The organism is Streptacidiphilus sp. MAP12-33 (assembly GCF_041261265.1).
In the GTDB taxonomy this organism is placed as follows: domain Bacteria; phylum Actinomycetota; class Actinomycetes; order Streptomycetales; family Streptomycetaceae; genus Streptacidiphilus.
Window position 1 is genome coordinate 91,053 of record NZ_JBGCCA010000001.1, and the last position, 18,859, is coordinate 109,911.

Genomic DNA, 18,859 nt, shown 5'->3' on the forward strand with positions numbered 1-18,859 from the left:
GAAAGGGCGTTCACCGAATGTGGCGAAGGACACACGGTGGGCGCCCTTCGCCGTGCGGCCGGGAAATCCGGAGCCGCGGCCACCCTCCCCCGGCAAATCTTCCGTCCACCGAGCGTCCCGGCCGGGACGCTCGATGATCGAATCCTGATACGACCGTCTCGCACCTCGGACACCACCCGCCGGGACTAGGCCGATCGCTAGACTGGCCAGCGACCACAGGCCTGCCGGACACCCACCTCCGAGGGCCAGGACCACCGAGTCGAGGAGCGCACGTGGGCCTTGTCGTGCAGAAGTACGGCGGCTCATCCGTAGCGGATGCCGAGGGCATCAAGCGGGTCGCCCGCCGGATCGTCGACACCAAGAAGGCCGGCCATGAGGTCGTCGTCGTGGTGTCCGCCATGGGTGACACGACGGACGAGCTCATCGATCTCGCGGAGCAGGTGTCTCCCATCCCTGCGGGCCGCGAGCTCGACATGCTGCTGACCGCCGGAGAGCGGATCTCCATGGCCCTGCTGGCGATGGCGATCAAAAGCCTGGGCCACGAGGCACAGTCCTTCACCGGCAGCCAGGCAGGCGTGATCACCGACGCCGTCCACAACAAGGCCCGCATCATCGACGTGACGCCCGGCCGGATCCGTGCCGCGCTCGACCAGGGCAACATCGCGATCGTCGCCGGCTTCCAGGGCGTCTCCCAGGACACCAAGGACATCACCACCCTCGGCCGCGGCGGCTCGGACACCACCGCGGTCGCCCTCGCGGCGGCGCTGAAGGCCGAGTGCTGCGAGATCTACACCGACGTGGACGGCGTCTTCACCGCCGACCCGCGCGTGGTGAAGAAGGCCAAGAAGATCGACTGGATCGCCTTCGACGACATGCTGGAGCTGGCCTCGTCCGGCTCCAAGGTGCTGCTGGCCCGCTGCGTCGAGTACGCGCGCCGCTACGACATGCCCATCCACGTGCGCTCGTCCTTCTCCGGACTGACCGGCACGTGGGTCTCCAACAAGCCGCTGACCAAGCCCGAAGGGGGCGAGATCGACATGGAGCAGGCCATCATCTCCGGTGTGGCCCACGACACCTCCGAGGCGAAGGTCACGGTCGTCGGCGTGCCCGACAAGCCGGGCGAGGCCGCACGCATCTTCCGGGCCGTGGCCGACGCCGAGATCAACATCGACATGGTGGTCCAGAACGTCTCCGCCGCGACCACCGGCCGCACCGACATCTCCTTCACCGCGCCCAAGGCCGAGGGCCGCAAGGCCATCGACGCGCTGGAGCGGGTGCAGGAGTCGATCGGCTTCGAGTCGCTGCGCTACGACGACGCGATCGGCAAGATCTCCCTGGTCGGCGCGGGCATGCGCTCGCACCCCGGCGTCACCGCGACCTTCTTCGAGGCGCTGTCCGCCGCGGGCGTCAACATCGAGCTGATCTCCACCTCCGAGATCCGCATCTCCGTCGTGACCCGCTCCGAGGACGTCAACGCCGCCGTGCAGGCCGTGCACACCGCGTTCGGCCTCGACAGCGAGGACGAGGCGATCGTCTACGGCGGCACGGGCCGATGACCGTTCCGGGTGGCGAGCACCGCCCCGGGGCCGCGAAGGCCCAGCCCAAGCGGCCGACCCTGGCCGTCGTCGGCGCCACCGGCGCCGTCGGGCGGGTCCTGGTGGAGCTGCTCGCCACCCGCGCGGACGTCTGGGGCGAGGTCCGGCTCTTCGCCGGGCCCGAGGGCGTGGGCACCGAGATCCCGGTCCTGGGGCGGTCCGAGCCCGTCCGCACGCTGGAACCCGGCTGCTTCGACGGCGTCGACATCGCGCTGTTCGAGGCGCCCGAGGACGTCGTGCTGGAGTGGGCGCCGCTCGCCGTCGAGGCGGGCGCGGTCGCGGTGGACGGCTCCGCCGCGTTCCGGCTCCACCCGGACGTGCCGCTGGTCGTCCCGGAGATCAACCCCTCCGCCGCGCGGATGCGCCGGATCGGGATCATCGCCGCGCCGCGCTGCGCGACGCTGGTGCTGACGGTGGCTCTGGCCGCGCTGCACGCGGAGTTCGGCCTCAGCCAACTGGTCGTCACCGCCGCGCTCGCCGCCTCCGGCCGCGGCCGGATCGGCGTCGACACGCTGCGCCGCCAGACCGCCGAGGTCGCGGGCGACCCGACGGTCGGCACCCGCACCGGCGACCTGCGCCGGGCCGTCTCCGAGCAGGAGGACGACCCGTTCGAGGCGCCGCTCGCCTACAACCTGCTGCCCTGGGCCGGTGACACCACCGAGGACGGCTGGTCGAGCGAGGAGCTGGGCCTGCGCAACGAGACCCGCAAGATCCTGGGCCTGCCCGAGCTGCCGATCTCCGCGACCTGCCTGCGGGTCCCGGTCGTCAGCGGCCACTCGCTGACCGTCCACGCGGTCTTCGACAACGAGCCGGACGTGCACCGGGTCCGCGAGATCCTCGACTCCTCGGCCGGCGTCATCGTCTACGACGACCCGGAGAAGGGCGAGTACCCGACGCCCGCCGACGTGGTCGGCTCCGACCCGACCTGGGTCGGCCGGGTGCGCCGCTCCCTGGACGACCCGCACGGCCTGGAGCTGTTCCTGTGCGGGGACAACCTGCGCAAGGGCGCCGCGCTCAACTGCGTGCAGATCGCCGAACTGGTCGCCGCCGAGGGCCCCGGCCAGCGGTAGGGCCGGCAACAGGACGCGGCGGCGGTCCGGCCCCGGACGGATCGGGAAGAGGTTTAAGGGGAGTTGGTGCAGACGTCGGATTCGGCTTCCGTGCCGGTGGACGGCCCCGTACCGTAGTGCCACTGAACACGGTGTCACGGAGGGGCCAGGTGACGTACAACCCTCACGGCGGGTCATGCGTCCAACTGGCGTGCCACCAAGCTCGGTGCTCGTCATGACAGCGCCCTTCACCGCCGACGCCTCCCGCTCCCACACCGGCCCGCACGCCGCCGCCACGGGCCCCGCCGGCGCGGCCTCCGCCACCGTCACCGTGGGCGCGAGCGTGGACCACCTCACCGAGACCTACCAGGCCCACTACTCCTCGCTGCTGCGCCTCGCCGCGCTCCTGCTGGACGACACCGCCTCCTGCGAGGACGTGGTGCAGGAGGCGTTCATCCGGGTCCACTCCGCGCGCCGCAGGCTGCGCGACCCCGACAAGACCCTCGCCTACCTCCGGCAGACGGTGGTCAACCTCTCCCGGTCGACGCTGCGGCGCCGGATCATGGGCCTGCGCCTGCTGCAGAAGCCGATGCCCGACGCGGCCAGCGCGGAGGAGGGCGCGTACGACGCGCTGGAGCGCGACGAGCTGATCCTGGCCCTGCGCGGCCTGCAACGACGTCAGCGCGAGGTGCTGGTGCTCCGCTACTTCTCCGATATGACGGAGGCTCAGGTCGCGGACACCCTGGGCATTTCCGTAGGCTCCGTCAAGGCGTACGGCTCGCGCGGGCTCGCCGCGCTGCGGATCACCATGGACGGCGGCGCGTTCGACGCCGGTGCGGCGAAGGCGGCCACGCCGCGCACCTACGCGCGGGCGGACGCGCGGCAGGACCAACGACCGGACCAGCGGCCGACGGCACGGACGGAAGCGAAGTCAGAGGGGAGGCAGCGGTGAGCGCGGAACGGCGCTCGCGCTACCTGCGCGTGGTGCGGCCGGGATCGGGGACCGGTTCCGACGCCGCGGCGACGCCGCCGCTTCCCGTCGAACCGCCGCTGACCCCGCCGCTCTGGCTCGACGCCGCCGGACGCCGACCGGCCACGCCGACCCTGCCGGACGCCCAGCGCCCACCTGGCACACCCGGGGTGCCGAGCGGGCGGGCGGCTTCGGACGGTGCGATCCCCACCCAGGCGAGCCGGTCCACCCCGTCCCCCTCCCCGCGCCACGAGCCCTGCGACGAGGACCCCGTGGGCGCCGCGCTGCGCGCGAGCCTGCTGCAGGCGGTCGACGGGGTGCGGCCCGCCCCCGACTCGCTCGCGCAGCTGCGCCGCGCCGTGCCGCAGCGGCGCGCGCTGAAGCGTCGCGCCTACGGCGGGGTGGCCGTAGCCGCCTCGCTCGCCCTGCTCGGCCTGACCGCCCTGCACTCCCTGGGCCCGTCCACCGCAACCAGCGCGGCCACCGGGCCGATGGGCTCGCTGCTCCCCGGCACCCACGCGTCCACCGGCCGACACGGCCATGGCGGACCGTCCACGGACGTCTCCACGCCCGGCCTGCCCTCGATGGGCGACTCCGCCTGGCCCTCCCGCGGTCGGCGGCCGGGTGGCGCGGTGCTGGTCCCGCTGCCCTCCGGCGGCGTCACCACGGTGGCGGCCTCCCTCGCTTATGTTCCGGCACCGACGGGCGCACTGACCGAGTGCAGCCGCGGCCAGCTGGGACGCGGTGCGGCCGGGCTCGCCGCGCCGGACGCCTCCGGGATCGTCTACGGCTCCTTCGCGGTCAGCAACATCTCGGGAACGTCCTGCAAGATCAGCAGTGCGGGTGCGATCGACGTGCTGGCGCCCGTCGGCACGAACGTGACGCGCTTCACGGTCACCGCACACACCATCGGTGACCCCGCCGTCTCCCTGCCCGCCCCCGATCCGGCGCACCCGGCGCTCGCCCTCGCGCCCGGCCAGACCTACGTCGTCGACTTCGCCTTCGTCCCCGGGGCCTGTCCCAGCAACAGCGGCGCCGGTCCCACCGACACCGCGAGCGCGGCGGCACCGGCCACCGCCGGGGACGTCTCGGCCGGCGCGACGGGCAGCGGCAGCAGCAGTGCCGGTGGCACCGCGGGTGCCGCCGGCGCCGGGACGGACGGCAGCGCGGGCGGCGCGGGCAGCACGCCGCCGTCCTCCCCCGGCACCCCCGGCGGCGCGACCGGGACCGGCGCGGGAGGCACCGGGTCCCCCTCCGCCTCGCCCGCACCGAGCGTCCAGCTGGCCGCCGTCCCGGCGGCGGGCGGCGCGGCCGCCGCGAGCACGACGCTCCAGGGCGCCTGCGCCGGGACCATCTACCGGACCGACCCCCTGGCTGCGCCGCACTAGCGCGCGGTTACCGTTAGGGGGTGTACCGGACCCTCCTGACCCCGCGCTGGCTGGGTCTCCACCTGCTCGCGCTGGTCGCCGTGCCGGTGTGCATCCTCCTCGGGATGTGGCAGCTGAGCCGCTTCGAGCTGCACAGCCACGCCGAGAGGCAGCAGGCCGCGCACGCGTCGGGGGACGCGGCGCCGACGGCGCTGGCGCCGTTGCTCGCGGGCACGGACAAGGACGGGATCAACAGCGACGACGGCCGCCGGGTCTCCTTCTCCGGCACGTACGACGCCGCGCACCAGCTGGTCGTCCCGAAGCGGACGGTGGACGGGAGGACCGGCTCACTGATCCTCACCCCGCTGCGGCTGGACGGCTCCGGCACCTACCTCGCCGTCGTCCGCGGGTGGCTCCCCGGCACGCCCGCCACCGCGCCCGCGCCGCCCACCGGCGACGTCTCCGTCACCGCCCGCCTGCGCGCGGCGGAGACCCCGGACACCACCGACGCGATCTCCTCCGGCACGCTCCCGGCCGGGCAGCTCGGGATGATCTCCCCGGTGACCCTGGTCAACGCCCTCCCCTACACCGTCTGGAACGGCTGGGCCTCCCTCGACGCGAACGCCCCGGGCACGGCGGGCCTCAGCCCGCTGCCCTACTCGGCCGCGAACGCGGCCTCCTCGGGCGGCGGGCTGAGCCTGCAGGCGATCCAGAACCTCGGCTACGTGGGGCAGTGGTTCGTCTTCGCGGGGTTCGTGGTCTTCATGTGGTTCCGCTTCGTCCGCCGCGAGATCGAGACGCAACGGGACAGGCTGCTCGGGCTCGAGCCCCTTTAGGGGCGCGAGGCCCTGCTCGATGAACTGCGTGCGCGACAATCCCCCAGCCTCCGGCCGGGGGGACCCCCTCCCACGGCCTTGGGATCCCGAACGGACAGGGCCATCCCCCTCGGGCGGGTTGCTCGCGCGCGCAGTTCATCGGCACGCAGTTCATCGGGCAGGGCCCCGCGCCCCTCAGGTCACAGGTGGCGAGCGACGAAGTCCAGTTCCAGTCGCAGCTGCTTGATCCGCTCCTCCACCACCAGCGAGCCGTGCCCGGCGTCGTAGCGGTAGACCTCGTGCACCTTGCCGAGCCGTTCCAGCTGCGCCACGTAGGTGTCGATCTGCCGGATCGGGCAGCGCGGGTCGTTGACGCCGGCGCTGATGTAGACGGGCGCGCCGACCGACTCGACGTACGTCAGCGGCGAGGACGCCGCGTAGCGGTCGGGGACCTCCTCGGGCGTGCCGCCGACCAGCGTGCGGTCCATCGCCTTCAGGGCCTCCATCTCGTCGTGGTAGGCCGTCACGTAGTCCGCGACCGGGACGGCCGCCAGGCCGAGCGCCCAGGCGTCGGGCTGGGTGCCGAGCCCGAGCAGGGTGAGGTAGCCGCCCCAGGAGCCGCCGGAGAGGACGATGCGCTTGGGATCGGCGAGGCCGCTGGCGACCGCCCACTCCCGGACCGCCGCGATGTCCTCCAGTTCGATCAGACCGACGCGGTGCCGCAGCGCGTCCGTCCAGGCGCGGCCGTAGCCGGTGGAGCCGCGGTAGTTGACGCGGACCACGGCGAAGCCGTGGTCGACCCAGGCGGCCGGACCGGCGGCGAAGGAGTCGGAGTCGTGCCAGGTCGGGCCGCCGTGGATCTCGAAGACGCACGGCAGCGGGCCCTCGCCCGCGTCCGCCGGGCGCTGGACGAGGGCGTGGACGGTGCCGCCGGGGCTCTCGACCCAGACGTCCTCGACGGGGACGGAGGTTGGTGCCTGCGGGCCGGGCGCCGCGAGCACGACCGCGCCGCTGGTGGAGCGGACCACCGGCGGCTGCTCGGCGGAGGACCACAGGAACTCGACCGTGCCGTCGGGGCGCGCGGACGCGCCGGAGACCGTACCGGTCGGGGTGTCGAGGCGGCTGAGCTCGCCGGCGGCCAGCTCGTAGCGGTAGAGCTCGCTGCGCGCGCGGAAGCTGTGCTCGACCAGCAGCGCGGAGGCGTCCGGATACCACTCGGCGGTGACGTCGCCGGGCAGGTCCAGGACGATCTCGTGTTCCCCGCCCGTCGCGGTGTCCCAGATCAGCGGCTCCCAGCGGCCGCGGCGCTGGTGGGCGACGAGCATCCGGGCGTCGCCGGGCAGCGGGGCGAAGCCGAGGCAGGACAGGCCGAGCGGCTCCTCGCGGCCGGTGGCGTCGTCGAGTTCGGCGACGGTGTGCACGGTGTCGCCCTCGACCCGCAGCACGCGCAGCGCGCTGTGCATGGCGTCGCCGTGCTCGGTGTGGTCGACGGCGATCAGGTTGCCGTCGTGGGAGAGGTCGCCGACGCCCGCGGACTCGCGGTGCCGGTAGATCTCCAGCGGCTCGGCGACGCCGGGGCGGACCAGGTGCAGGGTGGAGCCGTCCTCGTCGGTGGAGCGGCCGACGACCGCCTCCCCGCGGCGGCCCAGGGCCAGGCCGGCGGGGTAGGACGGCGCGAGTCCGGGGACGGCCTCGGGGTCCGCCCCCGCGCCGTCCGCGTCGGTGCGGCCCTCGAACGGCTGGCGGCGCCAGACGCCGAACTCGTCGCCGTCGGTGTCGTCGAACCACCAGATCCACGCGCCGTCGGGCGTGAGCGTCGCCTCGGTCGTGCCGTTCGGGCGGTCGGTGGCGCGCCGCTGCGCGTCCCGCGCGCGGTCCCAGGCGTAGATCTCGTAGGTACCGGTCGCGTTGGAGACGAACAGGGACCGGTCCGGCGCGTCCTCCGCCCACTCCGGCAGGCTCACCCGGGCGGCGCGGAACCGCCGTTCCCACGCGGGGAGGGCGTCGAAGACCGCGTGGACGGCCTCCTCCTGCGCTTGCGTCGTCTCGCTTCGCTGGCTGGTCATGGGGACCATCATCGGGCACGGCCCCGACATGACACACGGGCCCGGTCCGCGCTTGTGCGCGAACCGGGCCCGTGGGGGACCGCTGCCTCAGCCGGCCATCAGGTTGTACGTGTTCCAGCCGCTGCCGACGCGGACGCGCGCACCGTACGGGGCGCTCGCGTGGTTGGTGCCCGGGTAGAGCCAGAGCACGCCGCTCGCGTCGCGGGTCACCAGGTCGTTGACGCCGTCACCGGTGAGGTCACGGGCACCGATGATGGTGTTGTAGATGCTCCAGCCGCCGCCGACGCGGATCCGCGCACCGAAGGGCGAGGTCGCGCTGCTGGTGCCCTGGTAGAGCCAGAGCACGCCGCTGGAGTCGCGGGCCAGCATGTCGGCGTTGCCGCCGCCACCGATCGATCCGACACCGACCATGGTGTTGTAGATGCTCCAGCCGCCGCCGACGCGGATCCGCGCGCCGAAGGGCGAGGCCGGGTTCCCGGTGCTGCGGTACAGCCAGAGCACGCCGCTCGCGTCACGGGCGACCAGGTCGGTGCTGCCGCCGCCGACCGTGCCGACGCCGACGATCGAGTTGTAGGTGTTCCAGCCGCCGCCGACCCGGACGGGCGCCTTGAACGGGGTCGTGGCGGACCCGCTGCCCTGGAGGAGCCACAGCACGCCGGTGGTGTCCCGGGCGTACAGGTCGCCGCCACCGAGGGTGTCGTGCCCGACGGGCTCGGTCAGCAGGTTGTAGGTGTTGTAGCCCGAGCCCACCAGGGTGCGCGCGGCGTACGGGCTGCTCGCCTTGCCGGTGCCGTTGTACTGCCACAGGTTGCCCGAGGCGTCCCTGGCCATGAGGGTGTGCTGACGGCAGAGCGTGCCCGCGAGCCCGCTCTCCTTCGGCGCACCGAGGCCCGAGGCCATGTCGTAACCGGTGTGGGCCGAGTAGGTGGCGGTGCCGTCACCCGTGATGTCGTTGTTCCCGACGGTGATGTCGCGGAACGCGGAGCCGTAGCTCGAGGACGCGGCCCTGTAGAGCACCGGGTTCAGGTAGCCGGCCCGGCCGCCCAGGCACGAGGTCGTCGCGTTCGCCTGCGCGATCACGGCGGCCCAGACGGGCGCCGCACCGGAGGTGCCGCCGCTGATGCCCAGGATCTCCTGGTTGTAGTTCTGCCCCGACGGGTCGAGCTGGGTGTAGAGCAGCGGGTAGCCGCTGTTCGGGTCGGCCAGCGCGGAGACGTCCGGCACGGCGCGGTTGGTCGCGGTGGAGAACCCGCTCTGGAACGGCTGGGCCGGCCAGATCTTGGAGAGGCCACCGCCGCCGGCGCCGCCGTACTGGCCGCCGCCGTTGTTCCAGACGGTCTCCTTGAGACCGGTGCCGGAACCCTGCATGCGGGTGCCGCCGACGCCGGTGACGTACGGCTGGGAGGCCGGGTCGTCGACCGAGAGCGTCTGGTCGGTGCTGACGCCGTAGCGGTAGCAGTCGCTGGCACCGGAGTCACCCGACGCTGCCACGACGCTCTGGCCCTGGGCCGCCGCCTCCTGGAAGACCGTGTTCTCGGCTGCGAACTGGGCCGGGTCGGCGGAGTTGAGGTTCGTCTCGCACAGGCCCCAGCTGGTCGAGATGACCTGGGCCGAGTTGTCGGTGACGATGCGCTGGTAGGTGTCCAGGACCTGCTGGTCGGTCGCGTTCTGCGCGTCCGGACCCATGTAGTCGTGGATCGTCGCGCCCGGGACGAGAGCCATCAGGTTCTCGATGTCGAGCAGCGACTCGGCGCCGTAGTGGTCGTTGTCCGGGGCGATCGTCGGGCCGCCGTCCACCGCGGTGTACTGCACCGCCGTGTGGGTGCCCATGCAGCCCTGGTACTCGTTCAGGCTGTTGTGGTCGACGTTCTCCAGCTCGAAGAGCGCGATCGTCTGGCCGGAGCCGGTGGAGTAGCTGTGCGGCAGGCCGTAGGCCGACGCGAGGGCACCCGGGCTGTAGAAGTTCTGGGTGTCCTTCAGGTTGTTGCTGTTGATCACGTTCTGCCACACGGTGCAGAACGCGGGACCGGTGCTGTGCGGCGCGACGGTCCGCGAGGACACGTGCGCGGAGCTGCCCGCCGCGACGGTGTGACCGCTCGGCTTCTCGTGCGACGTGTAGGTGCTGACGTTGTTCAGACCCACGACCGAGGCGACCTGCGGCGCGACGTCGGCCGGCATGGTCGGCGCGGCGGTGCTGACGTAGCCGTGCTTGCCGTTGGCCAGCGTCAGGTTCTGGAAGCCGGTGTTGAACGCCTTGGCGGCCTGGGCCGCGCTGGCGGTGACCGGGATCGACAGGCCGTCCGCGGTGACCGTGCCCGGCTTCAGGCCGGCCTGACGCAGGGCGGCCTTGACCGAGTCGATGGTCTGCTGGGTCGGGCCGAAGACCGAGGCGAACTGTCCGGTCGCCAGGAAGTGGTGGTACTGCGGGTCGCCCGGGGTGCTGGTGGCCTTGATGAAGGCCTCGAGCGCGGCGGGGTCGCGCGGCTTGAGGTTGACGCTCAGGTGCAGCTCGGTCGAAGACGCGGTGGCACCGGTCTTGTGCGCGCCGAGGGGTATGTGAGGCGTCGAGCCGATGCGCTTCGGGGTGGTGTCGGCGCCGGCGCCGGACCCACCCGAGAGCGGAGCGGCCGAGGCGATCGGGCCCGCGACGCACAGAGCCGCGGCGATGCCGGCGGATATGAACGCGACCCGTCCAGCCTTGTTGGCCATGCTGGATCTCCTATGACGTGGTGACGTCGCATCAACCAGAGGGACGGCGACGTCGCAACCGGAGCGCAAGGCGGTCCGGTGACTCCCCCAACAGTGAAATAGGAGGTCTTTCTATCAGCTGCGTTCAGGCCACGTCACAGGGGGGTGGGAATCTTTCAGGAAAACGTTATGACAACGAAGCTTCATGAACGTTCGCGGAACGGCACCATCAGCAACGCCCAGGCCAGCAGGGCTGCGACAGCCGCGCGTTCGCCCGAAATGCCCGGTACGAGTTGGAGGATCAGCGTCACCGCGGCGACACCGAGCGCGGTGCCGAGACCGCGTCCCATATTGACCATCCCGCCGCCGGTTCCGGCGGACTCCGCCGGGAATGCGCGCATCACCATCGTGTTGTTCGCGGGGGTGAACACACCCAGCCCGCAACCGAGCAGCGCGAGCACGAACGGCAGCACGGTGACGGTCAGCGGGACGACCAGCAGCAGGCCGAGGGCGACCAGGCAGAGCGCCGCGCCCGCCCGGGCCCGCGCGCGGTCCGGGAGGGTGGCCGGCAGCAGCCGGTCCGCGGTCGTCGCGGCGAGGGCGAAGCCGAGCGGCAGCGCCGTCAGCACCAGCCCCGCGGTCACCAGGACGACGCCCTGCCGGGACAGCACGACCGGCACCAGCACCAGCGGCCCGAAGAGCACCAGGTAGCCGCTCATTCCGGCCAGCAGCCCGCGGCCGTGCGAGCGCAGCAGCTTCGGGTCCAGCAACGGCTGCGGCACCCTCGCCTGCCGTCGCATCAGCACCCATCCCGCCACGACGGACAAGGCCGCGAGCACCGCCGCGGACCATCGCGGCAGGCCGAGCCCCGAGACGACCGAGAGCGCGAGCAGCAGCCCGGTGCTGGACAGCGCGAGCAGCGCGACCGCGAGCCGGTCCACCCGGGTGTCGGCGCACCGCCGGCGAGTGCGCGGCAGCAGGTAGTGCCCGGCGATCAGGGAGACCACGCCGACCGGCACGTTGACCAGGAACACCCAGCGCCAGCCCAGCGTCGCCACGATCGCCCCACCGACGGTCGGCCCGAGGGCCAGGCCGACGGCCTGCCCCGCGGCCTGCATGCCGAGCGCGGTCCGCATCCGCCCCGCCGGGGCGGAGGTCGTCACCAGCGCGACGCTGTTCGCCTGCATCAGGGCCGCACCGAGCGCCTGCACGACCCGGAACACCACGAGCACGGCCAGGCCCGGTGCGAGCCCGCAGGCCGCGGAGGCCACGGTGAAGACGCCGAACCCGTAGAGGTACATCAGCTTGCGCCCGTGCATGTCCGAGAACCGCCCGACGGGCACCAGCAGCGCGACGAGCGTCAGCAGGTACGCGAGCGACACCCACTCGACCGCGGCGGGCGAGGCGTGGAAACCCCTGCCGAGCGCCTGGTAGGTGAGGGTCACGATGCTGGCGTCGAGCTGGCCCATGAACGCCCCGAAGCACACCGTCGCCACGGCGAGCCGCCACGCCCAGCTGCGTCGACGTATCACGTCGGGGCGGGGGCGCTCCTTCGTGAGGAGGTCCCACCCCCGGGGTACCGGGGCGTCGCTGAGGGCCATGGAACCCAGTTTATCTCTGCCTCCGACATAATCGGAAGAGGAGCAACTCTGCGCACCGAGGCGATCACCACGGGTGCCCCCGGAAGCGGTAGCCAACCTGTGACCGGGAGATCACGGAACCCATAGGTCCTCCGGACAGGCTTGTCACCATGGACCAAAGGACCCGCTCCCGCGCCATCACCGCCGCCGCCGTCCTGCTCACGGCCGGCTTCACCGTCGGCACCGCGGCCCTGCCGAGCAGCGCCCACGCGGCACAGGAGCCCGGAAGGTCTAGACCAACCGCGACACAGTCGATAGCGTCGGGGCCATGGAGTCCTCCGTCCTCGCCTTCGCCGTCGACCTCCTGGACGAGGGCGCAGACCTCTTCTTCGGCAACCTGACCGACCGCGCCGGTGTCGGGGGGCTGACACTCGCGTCCGTCTACCACGAGGCCCGTGACGTCTTCCCGCACAACCCGCGCCGCGTCGTGCGCTACCTGGAGCCCGGCGCCGCCTACTTCCAGCCCGACGCCGCCCTGTGGCGCGGCCGCACGCTCGCACCCCGCGCGTCCACGGCGATCGGCGACGAGGACCCCTTCGAGCTCGCCTGCGCGCAGGCCGCCCGGCGCGGGATGAAGCTGCACGCCTGGACGGTCTTCCTGCACAACGACCGGCTCGGGTTCGAGCACCCGCAGTGCGCGCCCGAGAACGCCTTCGGCGACCGGCACCTCACCGAGCTGTGCCCGGCCAACCCGGAGGTCCGCGACTACGTGCGGACCCTGGTCCTGGAACACGCCCGCTACGGGGTGGACGCGATCCGCGCCGAGTCGCTGCACTTCCACGGGCTGCGCCACGGTTACCACCACGAACGTTATTTCGAAGAGCTCGGCCCGATCACCGAGGCGCTGCTCGGCCTCTGCTTCTGCCTCCACTGCCGCGCCGCCGCCCGTGCGGCGGGGGTCCCGGCGGACGAGGTGCGGGCCCAGGTCCGGCAGGAGATCCGCGTCCGGCTGGAGGACGAGAACGCCGCCACCGCGCCGGGCTCGCTGACGGAGATCGCGGACGGGGCGCTCGCCGCCTACGTCGACGCGTCCGCCGCGACCGTCACCTCGCTCGCCGCCGAGGCGGCGGAGACGGCCGAGGCCTGCGGCATGCGGCTCAGCTTCATGGACGGCGGCGGTCCGGGCACCGGCTGGCTCTCCGGGATCGACCTGCCCGCCCTGGCCAAGTCCGTCCACGGGATCGAGACGCTCGGCTACGCGCCGACCGCCGCGCAGGTGCGGGAGAAGGTGGCGGCGTTCGCGCTGCACGGTGTCGCCCCCTCAGCCCTGGCGGTGATCCTGCGTCCGATGGCGAAGGACTGCGACAGCGCCGAGAACTTGGCGGAGAAGGTGGCCACCCTGCGCGGGCTGGGCGTTCCGGAGGTGGAGTTCTACCACTACGGGCTGATGCGGCTCTCCTCCCTGGACCGGATCGGCACGGCGCTGGGCCATACACGGTAGGCTGCCCGTGTGATCTTCAAGCGCATCGGAAGCGGGCGGCCGTACCCCGACCACGGCCGGGTCAGCACCCGTCAGTGGGCGGACGTCGCTCCGCGCCCGGTCCGCCTCGATCAGCTCGTGACGACCAAGGGCCAGCTCGACCTGGAGACCCTGCTCGCCGAGGACTCGACCTTCTACGGGGACCTCTTCGCCCACGTGGTGAAGTGGCAGGGCGACCTCTACCTCGAGGACGGCCTCCACCGTGCGGTCCGCGCCGCGCTCCAGCAGCGCCAGGTGCTGCACGCGCGGGTCCTCGAAATGGACTGAACGGGTTCACTGATCATCCGTTAGTACGCCTGGGCAGGCGCTGAGCTGGTCGTCGGGGCTACTGTGAGCAACGACACCCGAACCACGGCCGCCCTTCGGCGTTGTACCTGTGAGTACTGCCGACGGCCGCCCAGCGCACAAGGGGGCAACCCGCGGTGAGCATGCTGACTCCCCCCGGCCTCAAGGGAAAGCAGTACCGCATCAGCGGCAAGGCCTACCCGCGCCTGTCCCGCCCCGGCCAGAAGCGCCGTCGGGTGTTCCAGGTGCTGGGCGCGGTCGTCGCACTGGCGGTGATCGGCTGGGGCACGGTCCAGCTGGTCGCGCAGTTCGGCGGAAAGAAGAAGTCCGCCACCGCCGCGGCCGGCCACTGTGTCCGCCCGGCCACGGCCGCGGGAGACGCCGCCAAGGCGTCCGCGAGCCCGCACGCCTCCGGCGCGGCCGCTTCCGGAGCCGCAGGCGCGCCCGGCGCGTCGGCGTCCGCCGGTGCCTCCGGCGCGGCCGGTTCCGCCGGTGGGGTCGTGCTGCCGCTGCCGAGCGGCATGCCGCAGCCGGCCACCGTCACCGTGAACGTCTACAACGCCACCGGCCACGCCGGCCTGGCCGGCCAGACGGCGAGCCTGCTGCGCCAGCGCGGCTTCAAGATCGGCAAGATCGCCAACGCCCCGGCCACGCTGGAGGGCAAGATCACCGGCGCGGCCCAGGTCACCGGCGCGAACGGCAGCAAGGCCGCGATGACGCTGGTCGGCTCGGAAGTCACCGGCGCCACCACGACCACCGACACCCGCACCGACGGCAGCGTCGACCTGGTGATCGGCAACGGCTTCACCGCGCTGCTGAGCCCGGCCCAGGCCTCCCAGGCCCTGGCCCTGGCCGTCTCGCCGTCCCCGACGGCCGGCGCGCACTGCTGACGCCGCCCGCACCTCACCCGCTTCGCGCGGACCGCCGGGGACGGGACGATCAGTCGCCGGCGGTGCCGTAGAGGCGGTCGCCCGCGTCACCCAGGCCCGGGACGATGTAGCCGTGCTCGTTGAGGTGGTCGTCCACCGCGGCGGTGACGACGGTGACCGGCATCCCGGCCAGCTCCTTCTCCAGCACCGCGACGCCCTCCGGGGCGGCCAGCAGGCAGATCGCGGTGACGTCGGTGGCGCCGCGCTCGATCAGCAGCCGGATCGCCGCCACCAGGGTGCCGCCGGTGGCGAGCATCGGGTCCAGCACGTAGACCTGACGGCCCGAGAGGTCCTCCGGCATCCGGGTCGCGTACGTGGAGGCCTCCAGCGTCTCCTCGTTGCGGACCATGCCGAGGAAGCCCACCTCGGCGGTCGGCAGCAGCCGGGTCATGCCGTCCAGCATGCCGAGGCCGGCCCGCAGGATCGGCACCACCAGCGGGCGCGGGTAGCTGAGCTTGACGCCCGCGGTGACCGCGACCGGGGTGGTGATCTCCACCTGCTCGGTCCGCACGTCCCGGGTTGCCTCGTAGGCCAGCAGCGTCACCAGCTCGTCCGTCAGGCGACGGAAGGTCGGGGAGTCGGTGCGCTCGTCACGCAGGGTGGTCAGCTTGTGGGCGACCAGGGGGTGGTCCAGGACATGAATCCGCATGGGACGACATTAACCGAGCGCAGCGTTCATCCCCTTTTTTCCGGGCATGCCGACCCCATCCGTGCACCCCACTGGTGCCGTGCGCGGCGGCGAGGGAGAGTGTGGGGAACGGAAACGCGACACCCGAGGGGTGACCGCCGATGCCTAAGTCGACCCCCAAGTCGACCGCCAAGTCGAAGCGGCGCGCAGAAACCGCCGAACCCGTCGAGCCTGCGGTCGAGTCCGAACCCGTCACCGAGGACCCCGCCGAGCGCCGTCGGCGCCGCGCGGTCTTCCTGCGCGAGCTCGCCGAGGCCCGCGCCCTGCGCGAGCGCGTCCAGCCGCGCCGGACCAAGGCTCTGCGACTGCGCCAGGCCGCCCGGATGCGCACCTTCCGTTTCTAGTCGCCGCCTGGCCGCTCCGCTTTGGACACGGATCCGTCAAAGATCCTTTGCCGTGGTGTCGTCTTGGCCGTGGATCTCGCCAACTCCTCAACACGACCTGGGAAGACGCGCGCCGGAACACTCCCCGGAGGGCACCGCTTTCTGTCACGATGCCGATGGGGCGTCCGCACCTGGGGGCCCTGGACCGCACCGAACGGTCCTAACGGCCGAAGACCTGGGAGAGTCGCTGGTGGCGTACTTCGCTGCATTGCTCGCTCGCACCGAGGACGGGTGGGACGTGAGCGAGACCGATCTCGACGACGTCGAAACCCTCGCCGACCTGGCCGACCTGGCGCGCGAGGCTGCAGAGGACGAGGAGAGCGTCCTCGTGTTCATCGAACAGGAGGACGCCTGGTTCGCGGTCGTCCGGGTGGACGGGGAGGACGACCCGCGGGTCTTCGTCTCCGACGCGGCGGCCGCCTCCCGCAGCTCCTACGGGGAGCTGGTGCTCACCGACGAGCTGCTGGGCCGCGAGGGCGACGACGAGCTGGAGGACCTCGACCACCTCGTGGTCGACCTCGACGACGAGGACGCCGAGGACTCCGCCACCGAGGACGACGAGGAGGACGGCGCCGACGCCGCCGGGGGCGCGGGCATCCCGTCCGGCCCGCTGGGCGACGCCGGGCTGCTGATCGAGTTCGGCTTCGGCGCCAAGGAGCTGATGGACCTGGCCGCGGAGGGCTCCGTGCCCGGCGACGCGCTCAGCGAGATCGCCGAGGCCCTGGGCTGCGGCGAGATCCTGGAGGCGGTCCGCTAGCGGCTGCGCCGTTCGGTCAGACTGGTCCCATGACCCGCCTGCCCGCCCCGGTCCGCCTCGACCCCGTCCGCACCCGCTGGGAGCCGGCGATGCGCCTCGCCCTCGCCGAGGCCGCGCTGGCCCCGGCGACCGGCGACGTCCCGGTCGGGGCCCTCGTCCTCGCCCCGGACGGCTCGGTCATCGGCCGCGGCCACAACGAACGCGAGGCCGTCGGCGACCCGACGGCTCACGCGGAGATCCTGGCGATCCGCGAGGCGGCTGTCGCGGTCGGGGAGTGGCGGCTGACGGGCTGCACCCTCGTGGTCACGCTGGAGCCCTGCACCATGTGCGCGGGCGCGATCGTCCTCTCCCGCCTCGACCGCGTCGTCTACGGCGCCCACGAACCGAAGACCGGCGCCGCCGGCTCCCTCTGGGACGTCATCCGCGACCGCCGCCTCAACCACCGCCCGGAGGTCATCTCCGAGGTCCTCGCGGCGGACTGCACCACCCAGCTCCACGCCTTCTTCGACGCCCATCGGGAGTGACGGCCGTCACGTGCGGGAAAGGCGTTTAGGAGCACGGCCCACCGTCCGGTAAGCTGTCCCACGGTAGCGTGTCCGAGCGGCCAAAGGAGCACGCCTCGAAAGCGTGTGTGGGGGCAACTTCACCGTGGGTTCGAATCCCACCGCTACCGCCAGCTTCACCCCGAGGGCCCGTCAGTGATCTGACGGGCCCTCGGCGTTTGCCTCAACGCGTGATGGTGAAACGGGTGATGTCGGCGAGACCGTCGGCGGGGTTCCCGCTCGGCATCAGTGCCCCCGTGACCGAACCGGCGATGCGCCAGTGGCCGAGATAGGCGTTTCCGCCGACGTGCAGGCGGAAGGTGACATGGCCGAGAGCCCCCGGGCCCACCAGGGTCCCACCGTGGTTGCCAGCGATCCCGTAGTTCTGGTCCGCACCTGCGGAGCTCGGGACGGGGCGCTCCCAACGGCGCGTCGCCACGTCGTAGAACTGGAAGCTCATGCCACGGTACTGACCCGCACCCCAGGGGCCGGAGTTCTGGATGTCCGTTCCGTACAGCAAGGGCACGAGAGACTGGCGCGTGTGCTCCGAGCGGTACCAGAGCGTGAAAGTGACCGTGCTGCCACGCCGCACGCGGGCCGGCAGTCCCGTGATCCACGACTCGGTGACAGGCCGCGGCGGCGAGGCCACGATGTGCCCGGCACCGTGGTCCCGCTGCCCGACGGCCGACGCGGTACCGACCGAGCCAGCCGCCAACGCGCTCGCGCCGACGACACCCGCGGTCAACACCGCCGCGAGGCTCCTGAACCCGAAGAACACGACCATGATCCCCTCCCGATGAGAGCAGGACTGTACCCCAGCGGGTCGTCCCGGTCCGGGCTTCGGCGGGTTCAGCGGGTTCAGCGAGAGTCGGTCACGCTTCTCAGGGCCGCATGGCGAAGCGGCGGCAGACGTGGACGCGGGCGAACTCGGCGCGCAGGCGCTCCTCGTCGGCGAGGCGGGCGTGGAGGAAGAGCGCGATGGGGCGCAGGCCGGGACGGGGCGTCTCGACCGCCCGGGCCGGCTCGCCGGGGGCGGTGTAGTGGTTGGCGTAGACGTGCAGGTAGTGGTCGCTCTCGGCGAAGCCCACGGCCCGGTACCAGGCGAGGGTCTCCGGGGTGTCGCGGGTCCAGGCGTCCAACGTGGCGGCTCCCGCCGTCCGGGCCGCGGCGCGGGTCCGGTCCAGCAGGAGGCGGCCGATGCCGCGGTGCTGGTGGTCTGGGTGGACGGCCACGGTGTCGATGGTGGCGAGCTCGCCCTCGACGCTGGTGTCCATGATCCCGACGACTCGGTCGTCCTCGTCGACCGCGACCAGGTCCAGGCCGGGTGCGGACGTGGCGGGCTTGGCCCGCAGGACGTCGTCGAAGTAGGCGGTGGTCAGGAAGGCCAGCACCCGGCAGCGCAGCCAGGCGGTCTCATCGGCGGGCGTGTACGCGCGGACGGTGTAGTTCATGGTGGTGATCCTCTGCAGGCGTGGTGGTGTGCGGGCGGCGGCTGCAGAGGCGAGTGGTCACACTCCCGATGGTGTCCGAGCGGGCGGCCGGCCCGCAATCGGAATTCCGGCTCGGACGCTACGGCGGTCGAAGGGCAGCCCGGGTAGGGCTCGT

The 18,859-nt window shown here is 72.6% G+C and carries 16 protein-coding genes, 1 tRNA gene and 1 pseudogene; 12 read left to right on the forward strand and 6 right to left on the reverse strand.

Going from position 1 to position 18,859, the window contains the following annotated elements; genetic code table 11:
* Positions 1–272 precede the first annotated feature (272 nt).
* The 5 genes and pseudogenes from ABH931_RS00470 to ABH931_RS00490 all read left to right on the forward strand — a co-directional run bounded on the left by ABH931_RS00470 (position 273) and on the right by ABH931_RS00490 (position 5,817).
* Positions 273–1,556, forward strand: a complete 1,284-nt coding sequence (locus ABH931_RS00470) for an aspartate kinase (protein WP_370108690.1) — start codon at positions 273–275, stop codon at positions 1,554–1,556.
* Positions 1,553–2,665 (forward strand): aspartate-semialdehyde dehydrogenase, encoded by a 1,113-nt coding sequence (locus tag ABH931_RS00475; RefSeq protein ID WP_370108691.1) that lies wholly within the window; start codon positions 1,553–1,555, stop codon positions 2,663–2,665. The genes ABH931_RS00470 and ABH931_RS00475 overlap by 4 nt, the downstream gene beginning before the upstream one ends.
* 175 nt (positions 2,666–2,840) lie before the next feature.
* Positions 2,841–3,467 (forward strand): annotated as a pseudogene (locus ABH931_RS00480) (SigE family RNA polymerase sigma factor); the annotation flags it as partial.
* 125 nt (positions 3,468–3,592) lie between these two features.
* On the forward strand, positions 3,593–5,002 hold the full coding sequence (locus tag ABH931_RS00485; protein WP_370108692.1) for a hypothetical protein: 1,410 nt from the start codon (positions 3,593–3,595) through the stop codon (positions 5,000–5,002).
* Between the two features lie 20 nt (positions 5,003–5,022).
* The gene (locus ABH931_RS00490; RefSeq protein ID WP_370108694.1) at positions 5,023–5,817 is read left to right on the forward strand and encodes an SURF1 family protein; all 795 of its coding nucleotides are present in this window, start codon (positions 5,023–5,025) and stop codon (positions 5,815–5,817) included.
* 179 nt (positions 5,818–5,996) lie between these two features.
* On the opposite strand, the gene ABH931_RS00495 is transcribed toward ABH931_RS00490, so the two are convergent.
* The 3 genes from ABH931_RS00495 to ABH931_RS00505 form a co-directional block, all read right to left on the reverse strand.
* On the reverse strand, positions 5,997–7,862 hold the full coding sequence (locus ABH931_RS00495; protein ID WP_370108696.1) for a prolyl oligopeptidase family serine peptidase: 1,866 nt from the start codon (positions 7,860–7,862) through the stop codon (positions 5,997–5,999).
* Positions 7,863–7,949: 87 nt separating this feature from the next.
* Complete coding sequence (locus tag ABH931_RS00500; RefSeq protein WP_370108697.1) at positions 7,950–10,571, reverse strand: protease pro-enzyme activation domain-containing protein; 2,622 nt, start codon at positions 10,569–10,571, stop codon at positions 7,950–7,952.
* A gap of 182 nt (positions 10,572–10,753) precedes the next feature.
* Positions 10,754–12,151 (reverse strand): MFS transporter, encoded by a 1,398-nt coding sequence (locus tag ABH931_RS00505; RefSeq protein WP_370108698.1) that lies wholly within the window; start codon positions 12,149–12,151, stop codon positions 10,754–10,756.
* A gap of 307 nt (positions 12,152–12,458) precedes the next feature.
* Between ABH931_RS00505 and ABH931_RS00510 the strand changes: the two genes are divergently transcribed.
* From ABH931_RS00510 to ABH931_RS00520, 3 genes are all read left to right on the forward strand, one after another.
* Positions 12,459–13,631, forward strand: a complete 1,173-nt coding sequence (locus ABH931_RS00510) for a hypothetical protein (RefSeq protein WP_370108700.1) — start codon at positions 12,459–12,461, stop codon at positions 13,629–13,631.
* Between the two features lie 9 nt (positions 13,632–13,640).
* Positions 13,641–13,937 (forward strand): type II toxin-antitoxin system VapB family antitoxin, encoded by a 297-nt coding sequence (locus ABH931_RS00515; RefSeq protein WP_370108701.1) that lies wholly within the window; start codon positions 13,641–13,643, stop codon positions 13,935–13,937.
* A 161-nt stretch (positions 13,938–14,098) separates the two neighbouring features.
* Positions 14,099–14,845, forward strand: coding sequence for a LytR C-terminal domain-containing protein (locus tag ABH931_RS00520; protein ID WP_370109443.1), 747 nt, complete (start codon positions 14,099–14,101; stop codon positions 14,843–14,845).
* 49 nt (positions 14,846–14,894) lie between these two features.
* Here the strand turns inward: ABH931_RS00520 and upp are convergent, their stop codons facing one another.
* Entirely contained in the window at positions 14,895–15,533 is a 639-nt protein-coding gene (gene upp, locus ABH931_RS00525) for a uracil phosphoribosyltransferase (RefSeq protein ID WP_042454274.1), read from the reverse strand.
* Positions 15,534–15,673: 140 nt separating this feature from the next.
* Between upp and ABH931_RS00530 the strand changes: the two genes are divergently transcribed.
* The 4 genes from ABH931_RS00530 (at position 15,674) to ABH931_RS00545 (ending at position 17,388) form a co-directional block, all read left to right on the forward strand.
* A complete protein-coding gene (locus tag ABH931_RS00530; protein WP_370108704.1) occupies positions 15,674–15,916 on the forward strand; it encodes a hypothetical protein in 243 nt (80 codons plus the stop codon).
* Positions 15,917–16,193: 277 nt separating this feature from the next.
* Entirely contained in the window at positions 16,194–16,712 is a 519-nt protein-coding gene (locus tag ABH931_RS00535) for a hypothetical protein (protein ID WP_370108705.1), read from the forward strand.
* Positions 16,713–16,741: 29 nt separating this feature from the next.
* The gene (gene tadA, locus ABH931_RS00540; RefSeq protein WP_370108706.1) at positions 16,742–17,236 is read left to right on the forward strand and encodes a tRNA adenosine(34) deaminase TadA; all 495 of its coding nucleotides are present in this window, start codon (positions 16,742–16,744) and stop codon (positions 17,234–17,236) included.
* A gap of 62 nt (positions 17,237–17,298) precedes the next feature.
* A tRNA-Ser gene (locus ABH931_RS00545) sits at positions 17,299–17,388 on the forward strand.
* 50 nt (positions 17,389–17,438) lie between these two features.
* On the opposite strand, the gene ABH931_RS00550 is transcribed toward ABH931_RS00545, so the two are convergent.
* Positions 17,439–18,038, reverse strand: coding sequence for a hypothetical protein (locus tag ABH931_RS00550; RefSeq protein WP_370108708.1), 600 nt, complete (start codon positions 18,036–18,038; stop codon positions 17,439–17,441).
* Between the two features lie 97 nt (positions 18,039–18,135).
* Entirely contained in the window at positions 18,136–18,705 is a 570-nt protein-coding gene (locus ABH931_RS00555; RefSeq protein WP_370108710.1) for a GNAT family N-acetyltransferase, read from the reverse strand.
* Positions 18,706–18,859 lie beyond the last annotated feature (154 nt).